This window comes from Alteraurantiacibacter aestuarii (assembly GCF_039523595.1).
Lineage (GTDB): Bacteria > Pseudomonadota > Alphaproteobacteria > Sphingomonadales > Sphingomonadaceae > Alteraurantiacibacter > Alteraurantiacibacter aestuarii.
This window is the reverse complement of sequence record NZ_BAAAFP010000002.1, coordinates 982,970-1,002,039: the sequence shown is the minus strand read 5'-3', so window position 1 is coordinate 1,002,039 and position 19,070 is coordinate 982,970. Positions and strand designations below refer to the sequence as shown.

At 62.4% G+C, this 19,070-nt stretch carries 18 protein-coding genes; 14 read left to right on the top strand and 4 right to left on the bottom strand.

Annotated features, from left to right (window positions below):
- Positions 1–5 precede the first annotated feature (5 nt).
- Entirely contained in the window at positions 6–668 is a 663-nt protein-coding gene (locus ABDZ98_RS08435; protein WP_160589710.1) for an outer membrane protein, read from the bottom strand.
- A gap of 277 nt (positions 669–945) precedes the next feature.
- Here ABDZ98_RS08435 and rlmN point away from each other — a divergent pair, with 277 nt between their 5' ends.
- From rlmN to ABDZ98_RS08410, 5 genes are all read left to right on the top strand, one after another.
- A complete protein-coding gene (gene rlmN, locus ABDZ98_RS08430; RefSeq protein ID WP_160589711.1) occupies positions 946–2,187 on the top strand; it encodes a dual-specificity RNA methyltransferase RlmN in 1,242 nt (413 codons plus the stop codon).
- A 12-nt stretch (positions 2,188–2,199) separates the two neighbouring features.
- Positions 2,200–2,799 carry a class I SAM-dependent methyltransferase gene (locus ABDZ98_RS08425; RefSeq protein WP_202385919.1) on the top strand — a complete coding sequence of 200 codons (600 nt, stop codon included), beginning with the start codon at positions 2,200–2,202 and terminating at the stop codon, positions 2,797–2,799.
- Complete coding sequence (locus ABDZ98_RS08420; protein WP_160589712.1) at positions 2,796–3,446, top strand: MOSC domain-containing protein; 651 nt, start codon at positions 2,796–2,798, stop codon at positions 3,444–3,446. Before ABDZ98_RS08425 ends, ABDZ98_RS08420 begins: the two co-directional genes overlap by 4 nt.
- A gap of 146 nt (positions 3,447–3,592) precedes the next feature.
- Positions 3,593–4,018, top strand: a complete 426-nt coding sequence (locus tag ABDZ98_RS08415) for a glycine zipper 2TM domain-containing protein (RefSeq protein ID WP_160589713.1) — start codon at positions 3,593–3,595, stop codon at positions 4,016–4,018.
- A gap of 219 nt (positions 4,019–4,237) precedes the next feature.
- Positions 4,238–5,440 carry an amidohydrolase family protein gene (locus tag ABDZ98_RS08410; RefSeq protein WP_202385920.1) on the top strand — a complete coding sequence of 401 codons (1,203 nt, stop codon included), beginning with the start codon at positions 4,238–4,240 and terminating at the stop codon, positions 5,438–5,440.
- Between the two features lie 10 nt (positions 5,441–5,450).
- On the opposite strand, the gene ABDZ98_RS08405 is transcribed toward ABDZ98_RS08410, so the two are convergent.
- Positions 5,451–6,695 (bottom strand): MFS transporter, encoded by a 1,245-nt coding sequence (locus ABDZ98_RS08405; RefSeq protein WP_160589714.1) that lies wholly within the window; start codon positions 6,693–6,695, stop codon positions 5,451–5,453.
- 359 nt (positions 6,696–7,054) lie between these two features.
- On the opposite strand from ABDZ98_RS08405, the gene ABDZ98_RS08400 reads away from it, so the two are divergent.
- Positions 7,055–9,112: an NAD(+) synthase gene (locus ABDZ98_RS08400; protein ID WP_160590219.1), complete on the top strand. Its 2,058-nt coding sequence runs from the start codon at positions 7,055–7,057 to the stop codon at positions 9,110–9,112.
- Between the two features lie 27 nt (positions 9,113–9,139).
- Here the strand turns inward: ABDZ98_RS08400 and ABDZ98_RS08395 are convergent, their stop codons facing one another.
- Positions 9,140–10,381: a PQQ-dependent sugar dehydrogenase gene (locus tag ABDZ98_RS08395; RefSeq protein WP_160589715.1), complete on the bottom strand. Its 1,242-nt coding sequence runs from the start codon at positions 10,379–10,381 to the stop codon at positions 9,140–9,142.
- Positions 10,382–10,531: 150 nt separating this feature from the next.
- Here ABDZ98_RS08395 and ABDZ98_RS08390 point away from each other — a divergent pair, with 150 nt between their 5' ends.
- Genes ABDZ98_RS08390 through ABDZ98_RS08380 form a run of 3 tightly spaced genes read left to right on the top strand, consistent with a single transcriptional unit; the run spans position 10,532 to position 12,733 of the window.
- Positions 10,532–11,305 carry an SDR family oxidoreductase gene (locus ABDZ98_RS08390; RefSeq protein WP_160589716.1) on the top strand — a complete coding sequence of 258 codons (774 nt, stop codon included), beginning with the start codon at positions 10,532–10,534 and terminating at the stop codon, positions 11,303–11,305.
- Positions 11,306–11,307: 2 nt separating this feature from the next.
- On the top strand, positions 11,308–12,003 hold the full coding sequence (locus ABDZ98_RS08385; RefSeq protein ID WP_160589717.1) for a cytochrome b/b6 domain-containing protein: 696 nt from the start codon (positions 11,308–11,310) through the stop codon (positions 12,001–12,003).
- Entirely contained in the window at positions 11,990–12,733 is a 744-nt protein-coding gene (locus ABDZ98_RS08380) for a molybdopterin-dependent oxidoreductase (RefSeq protein ID WP_160589718.1), read from the top strand. Before ABDZ98_RS08385 ends, ABDZ98_RS08380 begins: the two co-directional genes overlap by 14 nt.
- Positions 12,734–12,736: 3 nt before the next feature.
- On the opposite strand, the gene ABDZ98_RS08375 is transcribed toward ABDZ98_RS08380, so the two are convergent.
- Positions 12,737–13,171 (bottom strand): DUF1801 domain-containing protein, encoded by a 435-nt coding sequence (locus tag ABDZ98_RS08375; protein WP_160589719.1) that lies wholly within the window; start codon positions 13,169–13,171, stop codon positions 12,737–12,739.
- An 89-nt stretch (positions 13,172–13,260) separates the two neighbouring features.
- On the opposite strand from ABDZ98_RS08375, the gene ABDZ98_RS08370 reads away from it, so the two are divergent.
- Genes ABDZ98_RS08370 through ABDZ98_RS08350 form a run of 5 tightly spaced genes read left to right on the top strand, consistent with a single transcriptional unit; the run spans position 13,261 to position 19,063 of the window.
- The gene (locus ABDZ98_RS08370) at positions 13,261–14,559 is read left to right on the top strand and encodes an SAM-dependent methyltransferase (RefSeq protein ID WP_160589720.1); all 1,299 of its coding nucleotides are present in this window, start codon (positions 13,261–13,263) and stop codon (positions 14,557–14,559) included.
- A gap of 38 nt (positions 14,560–14,597) precedes the next feature.
- A complete protein-coding gene (locus tag ABDZ98_RS08365) occupies positions 14,598–15,818 on the top strand; it encodes a PQQ-dependent sugar dehydrogenase (protein ID WP_160589721.1) in 1,221 nt (406 codons plus the stop codon).
- Positions 15,819–15,836: 18 nt separating this feature from the next.
- Complete coding sequence (locus tag ABDZ98_RS08360; protein ID WP_160589722.1) at positions 15,837–17,090, top strand: SAM-dependent methyltransferase; 1,254 nt, start codon at positions 15,837–15,839, stop codon at positions 17,088–17,090.
- 10 nt (positions 17,091–17,100) lie between these two features.
- Positions 17,101–18,492, top strand: coding sequence for an MATE family efflux transporter (locus ABDZ98_RS08355; protein WP_237437362.1), 1,392 nt, complete (start codon positions 17,101–17,103; stop codon positions 18,490–18,492).
- Between the two features lie 10 nt (positions 18,493–18,502).
- The gene (locus ABDZ98_RS08350; protein ID WP_237437363.1) at positions 18,503–19,063 is read left to right on the top strand and encodes a hypothetical protein; all 561 of its coding nucleotides are present in this window, start codon (positions 18,503–18,505) and stop codon (positions 19,061–19,063) included.
- The last annotated feature ends 7 nt before the right edge of the window (positions 19,064–19,070 follow it).

The following is a 19,070-nucleotide window of genomic DNA, read 5'->3' as shown; positions in this document are numbered from 1 at the left end:
CCTGATCAGAAGCGATATCCGACACCAACCACGAACTGGTGACGGTCGAGATCGACATTGAAGCGATCGCTTTCCAGCCCGCTGGGAGCCTCGAATTCGCCTTCCTTGTAGTTCGAATAGCGATATTCGCCCTTCAGGAAGAGGTTTTCGTTGATGGCATGCTCAATGCCGGCACCCACGCGCCAGCCGTCCAGATCGACGTCGGTATCGACATCGGTGGTGTTGTCAGTGGCCAGGATGTTCATCTGCGCATTGGTGTAGCCACCCTTGGCATAGATCAGCGTGGAGGGCGTGGCGAGAAAGCCGACACGCGCACCGACATAGAGATCACGGCCAGCTTCGACATTGCCGACACCGAAATTGGTGAAACCGGTGGTGTCAAAATCGGTCGAGGCTTCGGATTCCATCCATTCGCCTTCGACACCCACGACCACGCCATTCATGGCGAAATCATAGCCCAGGCCGACGCCGTAAGTGACGTCTTCGATCGACTGGTCGACATCGTTGTTGTTGTCGATGTCGGTCGTGCTGCCGGGGCGCACGATGTCATATCCGGCCAGAACTTCCGCGCGCGGGCCGGTGAAGGCCGTGTTGTCCTGCGCGGCGGCAGGCATTGCGACAGCACCGGCAGATGCGGCGGCGAGGATGATTGCGAGACCCTTGTTCATAGTAAACTCCATTCATTGGTCCACACGGTCTTGCCGTGCTTGGACTGGCTGAATGGGTAGAAACGCACTTGGTTTCCTGAACCTCACACAACAAATAAATTGTTGTTTTTTAGCAACATACTTGTTCGACCAACTGCATTTCCTGATCGACAAACGGTTGGAACCGCTTGCTGCCTGCGACGTTCGCGCGAGCAAAATTCAGGCAAATTTTTTTCGTGGCACCGGGAACTGGCGAACAAGTTTTGCGTCGGGCGGCGCGCCACCCTATATGCCCCCCATGCCAGACACTGCCCTTATGCCGATTGCCGGACAATTCGATCCGGTTCCCGTCGCGCGCGATATCACGCCGCGTGCCGATGGCCGCGTCGATGTGCTCGGCCTGCCCAAGAAGCGGATAGCCGAACTGTTTGCCGAGGCCGGGCTGGACGCCAAGCAGGCCAAGCTGCGGGCCAAGCAGGTCTATCACTGGCTGTATCACCGGGGCGTGACAGACTTTGGCAAGATGACCGATATCGCCAAGACCATGCAGCCCTGGCTGACCGAGCGCTTCGTGATCGGCCGTCCCGACGTGGTTGAAGCGCAGCATTCCACCGACGGCACGCGCAAATGGCTGCTGCGGACCGATGACGGCCACGATTATGAAATGGTCTTCATTCCCGATGCCGATCGCGGCACCTTGTGCGTGTCCTCGCAGGTTGGCTGCACGCTCAACTGCACCTTCTGCCACACCGGCACGATGCGGCTGGTACGCAACCTCACTCCCGGTGAAATCGTCGGGCAGGTGATGCTGGCGCGCGATGCGCTGGGCGAATGGCCCAAGGGCAAGATGGATTTCGCCGACGATGAGAGCGAGAGCGAATACACCGCCGATGGCCGCCTGCTGACCAACATCGTGATGATGGGCATGGGTGAGCCGCTTTATAATTACGAGAACGTGCGCGATGCGCTCAAGCTGGTTATGGACGGCGAAGGTCTGGCCCTGTCCCGCCGCCGTATCACGCTTTCCACCAGCGGCGTGGTCCCGATGATGATCAAATGCGGTGAGGAGATCAACGTCAACCTCGCCGTCTCCCTGCATGCCGTGACCAAGGAAGTGCGCGACGAGATCGTGCCGATCAACAAGAAATACGGCATAGAGGAATTGCTCCAGGCCTGTGCCGACTATCCCGGTGCCAGCAATGCCCGCCGTATCACGTTCGAATATGTGATGCTGAAGGACAAGAATGACAGCGATGCCGATGCGCGCGAGCTGGTGCGCCTGATCCGGCACTATAATCTGCCTGCAAAGGTGAACCTGATCCCGTTCAACCCTTGGCCCGGCGCGCCGTATGAATGCTCCACGCCGGAACGTATCCGGACGTTTTCCAACATCATCTTCGAAGCGGGCATCAGCGGCCCGATCCGCACCCCGCGCGGGCGCGATATCGATGCCGCCTGCGGCCAGCTGCGCACCGCCGCCATGAAGAAAAGCCGCGCCGAGCGTGACCGCGAAGCGGCGGAGAGCGCGGCGCAAGAATAATAGGCGATAATAATGGGCGATAGGGCAACCCTTGATTTCTATGAGCGCGAAGCTCCCAGCTACACGCTGAGCGGGCGCGAAGGGCCTGCCCGCCACCTCGATAACTTCCTCAGCCGCCTCGCGCCCGGCGCGCGCATTCTGGAACTGGGCTGCGGCGGTGGCAGGGATGCTGCGCATATGCTCAAGCGGGGCTTTGATGTGGTGCCGACAGACGGTTCTGCCGCGATGGCGAAGAAAGGTCAGGAGCGGATCGGCATTGCCGTGCAGGTCATGCGTTTCGATGAGCTTGACGCGGTAGAAGAGTACGACGCCGTCTGGGCGCATGCCTCGATCCACCATATGCCCTTCGACGGCCTTCCCGATGTCCTGCGCCGCATCGCCCGCGCACTGAAGCCCGGTGGTTGGCATTATGCCAATTTCAAGCTGGGTGAAGGCGAGGCGCGCGACACATTCGGGCGGCTGTATAATTTCCCCCCTGAAGAGGAATTGCGCGCCGCCTATGCCGCCATTCCCGATTGGGACTTTGTCGACGTATTGCGGTATGAAGATGGCGGGCTGGACAAGGTGATGCGTGACTGGATGGCGATAACGATGCACAAGAAACCTGCATGAACCATCAGGTGCTCGCCCTGTGCACCGGTTCCGCCCGCCCCTTTCGCGGCGATGAGCAGAGCGCGATCGCCAAGCAGGCCGTTACCGGCACATTGCCCATTACCGCCGCCGGGCTTGCAGGCGATGAGCAGGCGGACCTGGTCCACCACGGCGGGCCGGACATGGCGCTGCATCACTATCCGCTCGACCATCACGATTTCTGGCGCGAGCAATTGGGCGATCATCCCTTGCTGGGCGAGCCGGGCTCCTTCGGATCCAACCTGTCCGTGCACGGCCTGACCGAAAGCGAAGTGCTGCTGGGTGACCGCTACCGCCTTGGCACGGCGCTGATCGAAGCCTGCCAGCCGCGCCAGCCGTGCTGGAAGATCGAGCACCGCTTTGGCCGCAAGAAAATGGTCAAGACGATCATGGCCAGCGGGCGCTGCGGCTGGTTCTACCGCGTGATCGAGGAAGGCGAGGCGCAGGCCGGGGACACGCTGTGCAAGGTCGATGATGGCCTCGAAGGCTGGAGCATGGCGCGCATCTTCGAAGCCATCTGGGGCACCTCCACCCCGCAGGACCCGGCCTTGCTGCGGGAAATCAGCGAACTGGGCCCGCTGGCAGACAAATTGCGCGCCAAATTGCATGCCAGGCTGGCGGCGGAATAGGCGGGCAGAGCCTCCACTCGTCGCAATATTCGAACTTTTTGCCCTGACTTGCCTATTACAACAAGCCGTTCATCTGACGTTGGGGATACATGAACGATTTCGAGCATTCGGGATTTAACAACAACCGGATTCGAAAGGTTCACATCATGCGAAAGAGCATTCTAGCAATCGCCGCTGCCGCTATGGTTCTTCCCGCAGCACCTGCGGCCGCTGACCCGCCCCGCTGGGCGCCTGCCTATGGCCAGCGCGACAATGATCGTCATCACGGCGATGACCGGCGCGATTACCGGCGCGACGATCGCCGCCAGAGCCGCGTTTATGATGATCGCGGGCGCTACATCGAACCGCGCCGTATCAGCCGCAATGACCGCGTCTGGCGCGGCGACGACAACCGCTATTACTGCAAGCGTGATAATGGCACGACCGGCCTGATCATCGGTGCCGCAGGCGGCGCCTTGCTGGGCCGCGAGATTGACGGCGGGCGCGACCGCGCCGTCGGCACGATCCTTGGCGCTGCCATTGGTGGTCTGCTCGGCCGCGAAATCGATCGCGGTGAGGCGCGCTGCCGCTGATAATACGAGCAACTGCCCGGTCCTGATCTTTGCGGCGTCCTCTCTGTCCCCTCGAGAGGGCGCCGCAAACTCTTTGGGGAAAGTGCTGGCCCCGTGCCCTACCCGCATGCCCTGCCCGCTTTCCTTCCGACCTGATCGCAGGTGCCTTTTGGAGGCATGGTCACGGCGGCAATGTTAGTATACGGACAAAGTCAAATAGTGACACCGGAGAGTCCCCGAATGATCGAAACCGCTTTGGTCTCCTGCGATGACCACCTCGATTTGAACATGCTGCCCGCCAATGTGTGGGCCGATCGCATGAGCGCGAAATGGGGCGACCGCGCTCCTCGCATCGCGGTGCAGGAGAACGGCTCTGCCCTGTGGATGGCCGATGGCGAGAGCTGGGGCTTCTGGTCGGGCAAGCCGATGGGCTTCAAGGGTCCCAAGCCTATCCACACCGCCTATGATCGCGGTGGGATAGAGGATGTGACCGATCTGCGCGCGGGCAATCCGCAGCTGCGCCTGCAGGACATGGACCGCGACAATGTGTGGGCGCATCTGGTGTTTGGCCCCGTTACCAGCATCAAGACGCAGGATGAGGCTTTCATGAAGGCCTGCTATTCCGCCTATAATGACTGGCTGTATGAGGAATTCTGCCCGGTTTCGCCGGATCGCCTGATCGGCGTGGCCATGCTGCCCCCGCATCCAGAAGCGGCGGTGGAAGAACTCACCCGCCTCGCCAGGAAGGGCGGATGCCGCCAGGCCAATCTGCAGATCGCCGTGGCCGAGCCGCGTCTGGACGACAAGCGGTGGGAGCCGCTGTTCGACCTGCTGGAGAAATCGGGCATCGTGCTGTCCTTCCACGTTACCGTATTCCCCGGCGTGACCAAGGCCTTCGACAAGTACAAGGGCAGCCCCGGCGCCACTTTCCTGCACGCCAAGATGTTCATCGACCAGTTCCTCGATCCGTTTGTGGATCTGTTCGCCTGGGGCATTCTGGAACGGCACCCGGATCTCAAGATCGTGATTGCAGAGGCTGGCATCGGCTGGGTTCCGTGGGTGGTGGAAGAGCTGGACTACCGCCATTTCCGCCTGTGGGAATGCAAGGAATTCTGGGACGACAAGGGCGGTATTCCGCACAAGATGAAGCCGTCAGAAGTGTTCAAGCGGCAGGTCTATGGCACCTTCCAGCAAAGCCCCACGGCGATGCGGCTGATCGAGTTCTGGGGACCGGAAAACATGCTGTGGGCCAGCGACTATCCGCATCCCGACAGCATCTGGCCCAACTCGGTCAAGACCATTGCCGAGACGATGAGCCAGCTGGACCAGAGCACCATCTGCGGCCTGGTGGGCGGCAATGCTGCCAAGCTCTATGGCCTCGATCTCAGCCAGGCGACGGTGAAGGCCCGCCTGCCAATCGGCAACGAAAAGGCCGCCGCCTGAGCTGAGGCTGTCAGGCCGGCTTTTGCGGGGTGTCGTCTATCGGAGTGGCCGGTCCATGCTCCGGCATGGGCAGGATCAGGCCGAGCAGCGGCAGGACGATCATCGCCGCGCCCGATACCAGGAAGGCGGTGGCGATGCCGTGTGCGTCGGCGAAATGGCCCCACAGCCAGCTGCCGATCGCTATGCCGCCAAATGTCACGCTGCTGACGAATGCGGTCACGCGGCCCACGATGGCGCGCGGGGCCCACATCTGGCCTGCCACGGCAAAGCCGGAAAGCGCCTGAACCCAGCCCGCCCCGGCAAGAACCAGCAGGATCAGGATCGGTATCAGACCGGGGTTGAGCGCCACCAGAACGCAGCCGGAACCGTACAGAATGCCCGATGCGCGGATGATCTGCTCGGCATTGAAGCGGGAACGGAAGTAGGTTGCGCTGGCCGCTCCGATCACTGCCCCGCTGCCCAGCGCTGCCAGCAAGATGCCATAGACGAATGAGCCTGCGCCCAGCGTCTGGCTGGCGAACAGCGGCATCACCGCCCACGCCGCCGCACCGGTGCAGGTGAAGGTGAAGCCGCGGATCATGATATTGCGCACTTGCGGGGACGCCACCGCGAAGCGCAGCCCCTCTGCCATCACCGGCCAGATCCTGCGCTTGGGCTTGGGTTCCGCAGGCGGCAGGCGCCAGCGCCACAGCAGCGCGATCACCAGCGCATAGGCCGAGGCATTGGCGATGAAGGCCGCGCTGGCCCCGCCCCACGATGTGATCGCCCCGCCCAGCGCCGGACCAAAGCTGCGCGCTACGTTGAAGCCAAGGATGTTGAGCGCCACCGCCGCGGCCAGCTCTGCGCGCGGGACCACGAAATTGACCGAGGATGCCACCGCCGGAATGATGCAGGCGACCCCGCAAGCCAGCACTGCGGTGAGCACGATGATCGCCGCCGGTCCCGCCGCATCGGCCTGCACCAGCACCGCCAGCAGCAGCGACGCCAGCAGCATCACCGACAGCGCGGCCATGAGGATCTTCTTCTTGTCGACCATATCCGCCCATGCCCCGGCGGGCAGGCCCAGCAACATGATCGGCAGATTATAGGCGGTCTGCACCAGCGCCACGATATCGGCAGGCTGGCCCGCCTGTGTCAGGTGCCAGGATGCGCCGACAGACTGGATGGTATTGCCCAGATTGGCCATCAGACTGCCGGCGATGAGCACCAGAAAGGCGCGGTGCCGCAGTGGCGCGAATGTCTTGGAGTTCTGCATCGCAATGGGTGTGGCGCGATTGCCTGCCGTGAGCAAGATGCCGCGCCGCGCCCGGCAGATATATGCACATTGTCTTTCGTATCCTTTTAGGATACTTGAACATCATGCATCTGGCCGGACAGAAACTGCGCGCCTGGCGTGAAGCGCATCAGCCGCCGCTTTCGGCGGAGGACTTTGGCGCGCGGTTCGGTGCGCCCAAACCCTGGCCCAGCCGCACCATCTATGGCTGGGAAAGCAAGGGCAAGATCGCCCGCCCGGCCATTCAGAAACGCCTGGCCCAGTTGGGCATATGCCATCCCGCAGACTGGCTGGAACCAGCCCCCGGAACCGATACGCCAATTTCGAAAGCAGCGCCCCGCATGACCAGCGACACCCATCCCTTTTTCGACATGCACCGGCACGGCTATGTCCGCGTGGCCACCAGCACGCCGCAGGTCCGCACCGCCGACATCGCCTATAACACCGCCGGTATCATCGAGGAGTCGGAGCGCGCCCATGCGGCGCATGTGGACCTGCTGGTCTATCCGGAAATGTGCATCTCCTCCTACATGCTGGATGATCTGGTGATGCAGACGGCGTTCCTCAAAAAGGTCGAGAGCGCGGTGGCGCAGATCGTTGCCGCCAGCCGCGACCTTTCCCCCATACTGCTGGTCGGCGCACCGCTGCTTGCCAATGGCCAGCTGTATAATTGCGCGCTGGTGATCGCCGCGGGCAGATTGCTGGGCGCTGTGCCCAAGAGCTTCCTGCCCAATTACCGCGAGTTCTATGAGAAGCGCTGGTACGCCTCCGGTCGCAATGTCACCGGCGGCACGATCACAGTGAATGGCGAGGCTGTGCCGTTCGGCGTGGACCTGCTGTTCGCATCGACCCGCGATGAGCGTTTCAAGCTGCATATCGAGATTTGCGAGGACATGTGGTCACCTGCCCCGCCCTCCATCGCAGGCGCGCTGGCAGGCGCGACGATCTGCGCCAATTTGTCCGCTTCCAACATCGTGATCGGCAAGTCGGATGAGCGGCACCTGCTGGCGCGCAGCTCATCCTCACGTCTTGCCTGCGCCTATGTCTATTCCGCCGCCGGACATGGCGAGAGCACCACCGACCATGCGTGGGACGGCGAAGGCATGATTTATGAGCTGGGCGAATTGCTGGCGGAAAGCGAGCGCTTCCGCCGCCGCCCGGAACTGTGCATCGCCGATGTCGATTGCGAGCGCATCTATGGCGACCGCATCCGCCACAAGACTTTCGACGATGCGATCGATGAAGCGGGAAGGCCGGAGAAGCGCTTTCGTTTCATAGATATGCCGCATAATCCCGAACATGGCGATATCGGCCTGACCCGGCCTATCGCCCGCTTTCCCTTCGTGCCTGACCGGGAAAACCGGCTGGACGAGGATTGCTATGAAGCCTTCAACATTCAGGTGGACGGGCTGATGCGGCGGGTCGAGGCGACCAGTCCCATGAGCCTGGTGATCGGCATTTCGGGCGGGCTGGATTCAACCCATGCGCTGATCGTGGCGGCCAAGTGCTGTGACCGGCTGGACCTGCCGCGCAGCATGATCCGCGCCTATACCATGCCCGGTTTCGGCACCACGGAGCACACCAAGTCCAACGCCTGGAAGCTGATGGAGGCATTCCACGTCACGGCTGAGGAAATCGACATCAGGCCGGCGGCCAACAAGATGCTGGAGGATATCGGCCATGCCTTTGCCGATGGTCACCCGGTCTATGACGTGACGTTCGAGAATGTGCAGGCGGGCATGCGCACCGATTACCTGTTCCGCCTGGCGGGGCAGCACAATGGCTTTGTGATCGGAACGGGCGACCTTTCGGAGCTGGCCTTGGGCTGGTGCACCTATGGCGTGGGCGACCATATGAGCCACTATGCGGTCAATTCCGGCGTCCCCAAGACGCTGATCCAGCACCTGATCCGCTGGGCCATCCGCTCCGAGCAGTTCACTCATGAAACCGACGCGATACTGGATGCCGTGCTCAATACGGAGATCACGCCAGAACTGGTGCCGATCGGCGCAGACGGCGCGGTGCAAAGCACCGAAAGCGCCGTGGGGCCTTACGAGCTGAACGATTTCTTCCTGCACAATATCATGCGCTGGGGCCTTAGCCCGTCAAAGGTCGCCTTCATGGCATGGCATGCCTGGCGCGATGCGAGCCGCGGTGAATGGCCGCCGCATTTCCCGGCGGATCTGCGCAATCAGTACGATCTGGCCACGATCAGCAAATGGCTGGAGAATTTCCTGCGGCGCTTCTTCCAGTTCAGCCAGTTCAAGCGCAGCGCCATTCCCAACGGCCCCAAGGTATCGAGCGGCGGCGCCCTGTCCCCTCGCGGAGACTGGCGCGCGCCGAGCGATGCCGTGGCCGATGTGTGGCTGGAGGAATTGCGGCAGAACCTGCCGCATTAGGGCTGGCCTTCCGCAATAGGGCTGGCGCTAGTTCGCCGGACTGATCCTGAGCACCACCCCATCGGCCATGTCCGACAGGACATACAGATTGCCGTCCGGGCCGTTGCGAACATCGCGCCAGCGCTGGCCGAGATCCTTGAGCAGAATTTCAGGCTCACCCCGCGGCATGCCGACAACGTCCGTGTCATAGCGCAGCAGGCCCTGGGTGAAGCTGGCGAGGAACAGGTCGCCGTGCCAGTTTGCGAACTGCGTGCCATCGTAGAATGCCAGATTGCCCGGATTGAGCGAGGGCGGGCCATAGACCAGCACCGGATCGATCATGCCGGGACGGTTGCGGATGCCTTCCTGCTGTGTCCCATCGTAATGAAAACCCTGCGTCACCGTGATCCAGCCGTAATCGCCGCCGCGCGTGATGCGGTTGACCTCGTCCCCGCCGCGCGGACCGAACTCGCTCTCCCAGATTTCGCCGGTCAGCGTGTTGTAGGTCAGGCCCAGCGGGTTGCGGTGGCCGGTCGACCACACTTCTGACGCGTGACCTGCCAAGCCCACCCACGGATTGCCCGCAGGAACGGAACCGTCATCGTTGAGGCGCAGGATCTTGCCGATGTGGTTGCTCGGATCGCGCACCAGCTCACCGTAATTGCGATCGCCGCTGGTGATGTAGAGATAGCCGTCCGGATCGAACAGGATGCGGCCGCCGAAGGAGCCGAAGGCCGGCCCCTGCCCGCAGCAGCGTTCTGGCTGCGTCTCGGAGCCGTACCAGGGCGTGGACACGAAGATATCCTCGACATTGGTCAGCGCGTGGGCGCCATCCCAGCGCGCCCGCATCACGGCCAGCGCCTGTTCCTTGCCGTCAGGACTGTTCTTGGAATAGGCCATGTAAACCAGCCCGTTCTCGGCAAAATCGGGATGCAGGGCGATATCCATCAGCCCGGCGATGCCGACCGCGAACACATCCGGCAGGCCGGAAATCGGCGTGGGATCGAGCACGCCATTGCGAATGAGGCGCAGACGGCCCGGGCGTTCCGTCACCAGCATTCCGCCATCGGGCAGGAAGGCCAGGCCCCACGGATGATCCAGTCCGCGCGCGACCACATCGACGTCAAAATCGGCCTGTGCGGTCTGGAACGACCATGGCCCGGTTGCCAGATCAGTGCCCTGGAATGGCGGCGGACCGGGAGGCGGCGCTGCCGGCGCATCCTGTGCCATCGCCGCGGCGCTCCACATAGCCAATGCCGAAACGGCAGCCAGAGCCTTCAAACCCTTCATATTCAGTCCTTTCCCTCCGCCGGTCCATTCATCGGGACCGCCCTTTGTCCGTATCCTATGCACTTGCTGCGTGCGGCACAATGACTCTGTCCGAAATGAACCACAGCGGCTTTACTTTCTTATCCCGGCTGGCTGTGCTGGAAGGAGCCTATGCAGGAATTCTCGCCCACCACGACCAAGGCCGTCCTGATCACCGGGGCCGCGCGCAGGATCGGATCGGCAATCGCCCGCCGCTTTGGCGACGCGGGCTGGCATGTGGTGGTACATTGCAACAGATCCCTCGATGCAGCCCAGGCGCTCGCCAGCAGCCTGCCCAGCGCGCAAGTGGTGCAATGCGACCTTGCCAATGGGGATGCGGCCAAGGCCATGATCGCAACTCTGGCCGGGCAACTGGCTGACTGGCGCGTGCTGGTGAACAATGCATCGGTTTTTGCAGAGGACGATGTAACCGCCCTCGATCCGGCCACGAACACAATGGCCATGCAGGTCAACGCAGTCACTCCCGCCATCATGGCACAGGCCTTCCTGAACGGCGCCCGATCATGCGCGGGGCGGCGGGTGATTCAGCTGACCGACCAGAAGCTGGCCAATCCCAATCCGGATTTCTTCAGCTACACGATGAGCAAATATGCCGCCGATGGCGCAGCGCGGATGATGGCCATGGCTTGCGAGCCCGATGACCGCGTCTATCGCCTTGCGCCCGGCGCCATTCTGGCCAGCCATGACCAGACCCCTGCCGAAGCCGAAACATCGCACCGGATGAACCTGCTGGGTCGGCGCACCGCTGCGGCGGAGATTGCCGATGCGGCGCTGTTCATGGCCGCAGGACCGCTCACCAGCGGGCAGGCGATATTTGTCGATTCAGGCCAACATCTGCTGTCGCAACCGCGCGACGTGCTGTATCTTGCGCGTGGAGAGGATTAACAATGGCCAATCCGAACAAGCCGAAGAAGCGCCACGCGCTGTCCACGCGCATCTGGCACTGGGTCAACGTGCTCAGCGTGAGCATATTGTTCATGTCCGGCCTCAACATCTCCAACGCCCACCCGCGCCTGTATTGGGGCGACTGGGGATTTGCGGCGGAGCAGGCATGGCTGTCCGTCCCGCGCTTTCCCGGCTGGGCCACTATTCCGGGCTATTACAGCCTCGCCTCCGCGCGCGACTGGCACGTGGTGTTCGCCTGGGTCTTCGCCCTTGGCCTGCTGGTGTTCATGATCCGCGCGGTGATGAACGGCCATTTCCGGCGCGACCTGTTCACCCGCCTGGCCGACTGGAAGCCGTCTGCGATCTGGCATGACATTCGCCAGCACCTGAAGCTGAATTTCGATCATGGCGCGGGCAAGTTCAATTTCCTGCAAAAGGCGACCTATGGTGCGGTGATCTTCATCCTGCTGCCGCTGATGATCTTTACCGGCCTGGTGATGAGCCCCGGCGCGGAAGCTGCCCTGCCCTGGCTGGCAGAGCTGCTGGGCGGCAGGCAGAGCGCGCGTTCGATCCATTTCCTGTGCGCCTTCGGACTGTTCGGCTTCTTCGTGGTGCATGTTGTGCTGGTCCTGCTGTCGAACCCGATCAAACAGCTTCACGAGATGATTACCGGAGGCGAGCACGATGAAGCGGCGTAATTTCCTGGCCGCAATGGGCGCGGCTTTCGTGGCCGGCTGTTCGAAGATCGGTGACAGCGAGCTGTTCGGTTCGGTTGTCGATACCGCAGAGAGCTGGCATCGCGGCATTCACCGCGCGCTGGGCATGGGGCGTATCACCATGGCGCCGGAATTCACCCGGGCGGACATCTCGCCCTTCTTTCGCGGCAATGGCAGCACCAATGTCGAAACACCCGAATATGCCGAAGCACTGGCTGGCGGTTTTGCCCAGTGGCAATTGGCCGTCACCGGCCTTGTCGACAATCCGCTGAGCCTGTCGATGGACGATATCCGCGCCCTGCCCCAGCGCACGCAGATCACCCGGCATGACTGTGTGGAAGGCTGGAGCGCGATCGGCGAATGGACCGGTCCGCAGCTGTCCGCCATTCTGGATATGGCAGGCGTGGAGGACGGGGCGAACTTCGCCATCTTCCATTGCGCGGACAAGCTCAGCGGCGCTGACTATTACGAGAGCTGCGACATGGATGATGCCCGTCATCCCCAGACAATCGTGGCGCATCTGCTGAATGGAGAGCGGCTGCCGGTGATCAATGGCGCGCCCTTGCGCATGCGGATCGAACGGCAGCTGGGCTACAAGCACCCCAAATATCTGACCGGAATCGAACTCGTCTCCAGTCTGGAGCAGGTGGGCGATGGCAAGGGCGGATATTGGGAAGATCGCGCCGGATACCAGTGGTATGCGGGGATCTGACGCCTAACCGGGATAGCGCTCCAGCGAATTATTCCACGACAGCGCGATCATCTGCTCCAGCACGGCCAGATCGATATCGGCCAGCTTGTTGACATACAGACAGCCCTTGCCGCGACTGTATTTGCCCATCTTTTCACGCAGGGCAGCGAATGGCGCCTCATCACCAGCGGCCGAACAGCTAAGCAGGTAGAGCGAATGCTTTGCCTTGCGCGGTGAAAAGCCCACGCGGCAGATGTCACCTTCACGCCCGCTGTCGTATCTATAATGATAGCTGCCATAGCCGATGATCGTTGGCCCCCACATCACCGGATCGACGCCGGTGACATTGCGAAATAGCGCATCGAGGACTTTTGCATCCTCGCGTTTTCCAGGGTGTTCCACCGCCGCGATAAAGGCATCTGCGCTGGTCTGCGTTGGCTGGGTCTTGTTGGTCGACATGGCGCGGCATCTTATCGGGCGATTGACAGGCTGCAAGGCGGCATTCAAACCTGCGTACTGACATTCCAACTGGGGGAGACGTGCCGCTCATGTGGCTGCTCGACAAAATGCTGAACAAGCTGATCCGTAGCGGACAGCTGATAATCACCGACTATGATGGCAAGACCTATGAATATGGTCCCGGCGGCGATGGCGATCCGATTCATGTGCGCCTGACCAACAAGAAGGCTTCGGGTCATATTGCCCGCTATCCGCAGGTTGGCGCTGGCGAGGCTTTCATGTGGGGCTGGCTGCACGTCGATCCGCCGCATGACATTCGCGACATGATCCTGTTCGTCACCGCCCAGTCAAAGGCGCATGGCGACCGCGCCCTGCAACCGCAGGGACCGCTGAAGCGGATGGCGCAGAAGGCCGCCGCCAAGGCCGACAGCATCAATCTGAAAAGCAAGGCACGCAAGAATGCCGAGCACACCTATAATCTGACGCGCCGCCTGTATGAGCTGTTCCTGGATGAGGACCGGCAGTACACCATGGGCTATCACCGCGACCTGAATGACAGCCTGGAAAAGGCCCAGCTGGACAAGAAAGCCCACATCGCCGCCAAGATGTATATGCAGAAGGCGCGAGAGATGGATCGCCCCTTGCGCGTTCTGGATGTCGGCTGCGGCTGGGGCGGCCTGGCGCTGTACCTGCACAAGCATTACGGCTGCGAAGTGCTGGGCGTTGCCCTTGCGCCTGACCAGATCGCCTTCTGCAAGGAACGCGCGAAGGCGCTGGGCGTGGATGACAAGGTCAAGTTCGCGCTGATGGATTACCGCGATGTCGAGGGCGAGTTCGATCGCATCAGCTCTGTCGGCCTGCTGGAGCATGTCGGCACGCCGCACTACCCGCAGTTCATGAAGAAGACGCATCAGCTGCTGGTCCATGACGGGGTGATGTTCAGCCATTGCTGCGGCCGCGCGGGCCCTCCCGGCTTTACCGATGCGTGGACGCGCAAGTACATCTTCCCCGGCGGCTATATCCCCGCCCTGTCCGAATTGGTGACGGAGAGCGAGAAGGCCGGCTGGCAGATCATGGACGTGGAGGCGATGCGCTTCCACTACAGCCACACGCTGGAGGAATGGTACAAGCGCACCGTCATGCACCGGGAAGAAATTACCGAGATGTATGACGAGAAGTTCTACAAGATGTGGCTGTTCTACCTCGCCGGGGCCGAACAGAGCTTCCGCAACGGCACGCTGGTCAACTGGCAGATCCAGTATGTGAAGGACCGCGCCGCAATCCCGATGACAGGCGACTATGTCTATGAGGAAAGCGCCCGCCTGCGCGCACTGGAAGAGCCGCCCGTGTGGCATCTCGATCCGGCACTGAAGGAAGCGGCGGAGTAGGAAGCGGCGGAGTAGGCCAAAAGTAGGGAACAAGCGCGATGAAACGACGATCTGCTCTGGTTGCGCTTGCTCTGCTCAGCCCTGCTGCCGCGCTGGCCCAGCAGCCCCCGCCCGTGGGCATTTCTCCGGTCACGCTGGCGGCAGAGCCTTATCACTTTGACACCGCCGAAGTGCACGGCATCGCCGTATCCGTGGTGGCGAAGGATTTCGGGCGCCCGTTCGCGATGGAATTCCTGCCCAATGGCGATCTGCTGGTGGCGGAGCGCGCAGGCAATCTCAGGATCATCCGCGCGGCGATCACACCGGGCGCGGTGATGGACACCGCGCCGATTGCCGGAATGCCGCAGCCGGGCACATCGCAGGGCAATTTCGGCCTGCACGATCTCGCCGTCGATCCCGGTTTTGCCAGCAACGGCCTGATCTACTGGACGTGGAATATTCCCGTTCCCAATGCCGAGAACCCGGAAGAACCGCCCCAGCAGGGCCGCCTTGCGATCATGCGCGGCAGGCTTACGGCTGATGGCCTGTCCGGCGTGACGACCGTCTTCGCCATGGAGGAACCCGGTTATGCGGGCGGATCGCGGCTGCAGGTCACCGCCGATGGGATCATCTGGATTGCCACCGGGGCGCCCTTTGGTGCCTCCGGACAGGACATGGCCAGCCCGCATGGCAAGGTGCTGCGGATCAACACCTATGGCTCGATCCCGGCGGACAATCCCTTTGTGGGGCAGGCAGGCGCGCATCCCGCCATCTACTCGCTTGGCCACCGGGACCAGCACGGCCTGACCATTCACCCGGCAAATGGCGATGTGTTCACTGCCGAGCATGGCCCCAATGGCGGCGATGAGGTCAATCTGATCCGTGCGGGCGGCAATTATGGCTGGCCCGCCTATACCTTCGGGCGCAATTACGATGGCACGCCGATGGGTGTCCCCATGCAGGGAGAGGGCATTACCGATCCGCTGTTGCTGTGGCAGCCGTCCATCGCGCCCTCCGGCCTGCTGTTCTATACAGGCGCGGCATTTCCGGCGTGGCAGGGCAACCTGTTCATCGGCAGCGCCCGGCGCGGAGAGATCAACTTTACCGGCGGGCTGGAGCGGATTGTCTTCAACGACCAGTTCGGCGAGCTGCGCCGCGAGCGCCTGCTGACCCAGCTGCACCAGCGCATTCGAGACGTGGTGCAAGGCCCCGACGGGCTGATCTATGTTCTCACCGATGGCAATGAGAATGCCGTGCTGCGCATTGCGCCCGGCGAATAGCGCGCTAGGGCGCATGATATGTCTGCTTCTGAAAAACTGATCGATCGATTGCTCGGCAAGCTCGTCCGCAAGGGCAGCCTGCGTGTCACCCATGCCAGCGGCGTTACCCGCACATTTGGAACGCCGACGCAGGGCTTCCCCGATATTGGCGTGCGCTTTGTCGACAAGAAGGTGGCGCGCGACATCTTGCTCGACCCCCGCCTTGGTGTGGGGGAGGCCTTCATGGACGGGCGCATCGTGATCGAACATGGCGATGTGATGGGTCTGGTGTCGCTGATGCGGGCCAACAATCGCTGGGAAGACAATATCCGCCTCGCCCCGCCCTCCCTGCCGCGGCGCATAAAGGGCCGGATCAGCTCTGCCCTGCGCAGCGTCAACAAGCCGGGCAGCAGCAAGAGCAACGTCGCCCATCACTATGATATCGGCAATGATCTGTACCAGCTGATGCTCGACCCGGAGCATATGCAGTACAGCTGTGCCTATTGGACGGATGAGACCGAAACACTGGCGCAGGCGCAGGAAGCCAAGCTGGCGCATATCGCCGCCAAGCTGAAACTGCAGCCCGGCAACACGGTGCTGGATATTGGCTGCGGCTGGGGCGGCATGGCGATCTTCCTTGCCAGCCGCGCCGATGTGACCGTGCTGGGCATCACGCTGAGCGAGGAACAGCTCGCACTGGCCCGCAAGCGCGCAGAGGCCGCCGGCGTGGCCGACCGCGTCACCTTCGAGCTGGTCGATTACCGCGATCTTGCCGCGCGCGGGGCCACATTCGACCGGATCGTTTCTGTCGGCATGTTCGAACACGTCGGTGTGCCGCAGTTCGAGACGTATTTTCGCGCCTGCGCCAACATGCTCAGCCCGGACGGCGCCTTCCTGATGCACACGATCGGCCGCATGGGAACGCCCGGACGCACCGATGCCTTTACCGACAAATGGATCTTCCCCGGCGGCTATATCCCCGCGCTGAGCGAGACCGTGGCGGCGAGCGAGAAAGTGCGCCTGATCGCCAGCGATGTGGAGACGCTGCGGCTGCATTATGCGCGCACCATTCGTGAATGGTATGTGCGCTGCGTGGACAAGCAGACCGAGATAGAGGCGCTGATGGATGCGCGCTTCTATCGCCTGTGGACCTTCTATCTGGCGGGCGCGGCCACCGCGTTCGAGCATGGATCGATGTGCAATTACCAGATTCAGTATGTGCGCGATCGCCACGCCCTGCCGCTGACGCGCAGCTATATCGAAGAGGCAGAGAAGCGCCTGCTGAACAGCTGAGGCCCGCCGCATGGCCCAGACCGCCCATTCCCAATCCACACCGCTGACCCGCGCGAGCATTTTCGCGCAGGCCTGGCCCATCATGCTGGGGCAGGCCTCGATCCCGCTGGTGGGCGTGGTGGATGCCACCGTTATCGGGCGCACGGGCGATGCTGCCGCGCTGGCCGGCGTGGCACTGGGCGCGACGGTGATCGGCCTGATATTCTGGAGCTTTGGCTTTCTGCGCATGGGCATGACCGGCCTGACCGCCCAGGCGGATGGAGCGAATGACCGGCAGGAGGTGGAGGCGCTGCTGCTGCGGGCGCTGCTGATCGGCTTTGGCATTGGCCTTGCCCTGCTGGCGCTGCAATGGCCGCTGGGCAGCCTTGCCTTCTCACTGCTGGCCGGGGGCGAGGATGTGACGGCTGAGGCCAGCCAGTATGTCTCCGCCCGCTTCTTTGGCGCGCCCGCTGCCCTGTGCGTCTTTGCCATCAATGGCTGGCTGCTGGGCCTTGGTCGCACGCGGTCCGCGCTGGTGCTGCAAATCGTCATGAACATCGTCAACGTCATCGCCGATCTGGTGCTGGTGTGGGGATATGACATGGGCGCGGCTGGCGTGGGCATCGGCACCGCGCTGGCAGAATGGACCGCGCTGGCAGTGGGCCTTGTGCTGGCAGGCCGCGTTGCGGGCGGGTCCTTTGCCGCCATCATCCGCCGCATGCCGCGCAGCGCCATCATCGATCCTGCAGCCTTGAAACGGCTGTTCGCAGTCAACCGGGACATCATGATCCGCACGCTCGCGCTGCTGTTCATGTTCACCTGGTACGCCAATGCCGGGGCGCGGCTGGGCACGGTGCAGTTGGCGGCCAACCATGTGCTGCTGCAATTCATCAACATGGCCGCCTTCGTGCTCGATGCCTTTGCCTTCACGGCGGAGAGCCGCGTGGGCAATGCCATCGGCGCGCGGTCCAAGGCCACTTTCCTGCGCGCGGTCAGGCTGGCGGGCGAGTTTTCCCTGGCCGCGGCGCTGGTGCTGAGTGCGGTGTTCCTGATTGGCGGTCCGGCGGTGATCGGCTTCATCACCACCGATCCGCTGGTCCGGGCAGAGGCGATGCGCTTCATGCCCTTCGCTGCGCTGGTGCCGCTGATCGGCATGCCCAGCTGGCTGCTCGACGGCATCTTCATCGGCGCCACGCGTGGCCGCGCGCTGCGCAATGCCGGCGTATTGGCAACGCTGCTCTATCTGGCGCTGGACCTGGTAATGAGGCCGCAAGAAAATCTGGGCGTATGGATCGCCTTTTCAGCGAGCTATTTCTTTCGTGCCGGTGCGCTTGCGCTTTACCTTCCGGGCCTGCTTCGTTCGCTAGATTGCGGCGATGCAGCAAAGATGCTTGACGAGGGACCCCACAACAATGCTCAATAGGACCATGAACATGGCTCACCTGCGAATCAAATCGATAACCCGATGGCTTGGCGCGCTGGTGCTGGTGCTTGGCATCAGTCTCATGGCCAGCGTGCCCGCGCAGGCCGCTGTGCAAGTGTCCTTTCACAGCTTCAACGGATCGGTCCTGTGGGGCCGCTATCCGCACACCTTCGTGGTGTTCCAGGGCGTGCTGGATGACACCGGCCAGATGGTGAATGAGAATTTCGGCTTCTCTGCCAAATATACCACGCAGGCGATAACCAGCGGCCCGGCTGAACATGAGATCATCGTGGAGGAACAGCGCACGATCGCGGACACCAACCGCCACTTCACCATCACCGTATCCGATACGAAATACCGTGAACTGCGGGCCGAGGTGGAGCGCTGGCGCAACCATCCGGGGCGATATTACGATCTGGACGAGCGCAATTGCATCCACTTCGTTGCCCGCATGGCCCAGCTTGTCGGCCTGCAGGTCGATGTGCCCGAAGACTTCCTCCGCCGCCCGAAGGCCTGGCTCAATTACATCACCCGCAACAACCCGCAACTGCACGCCCGCGAGATTGATTGACCATCTG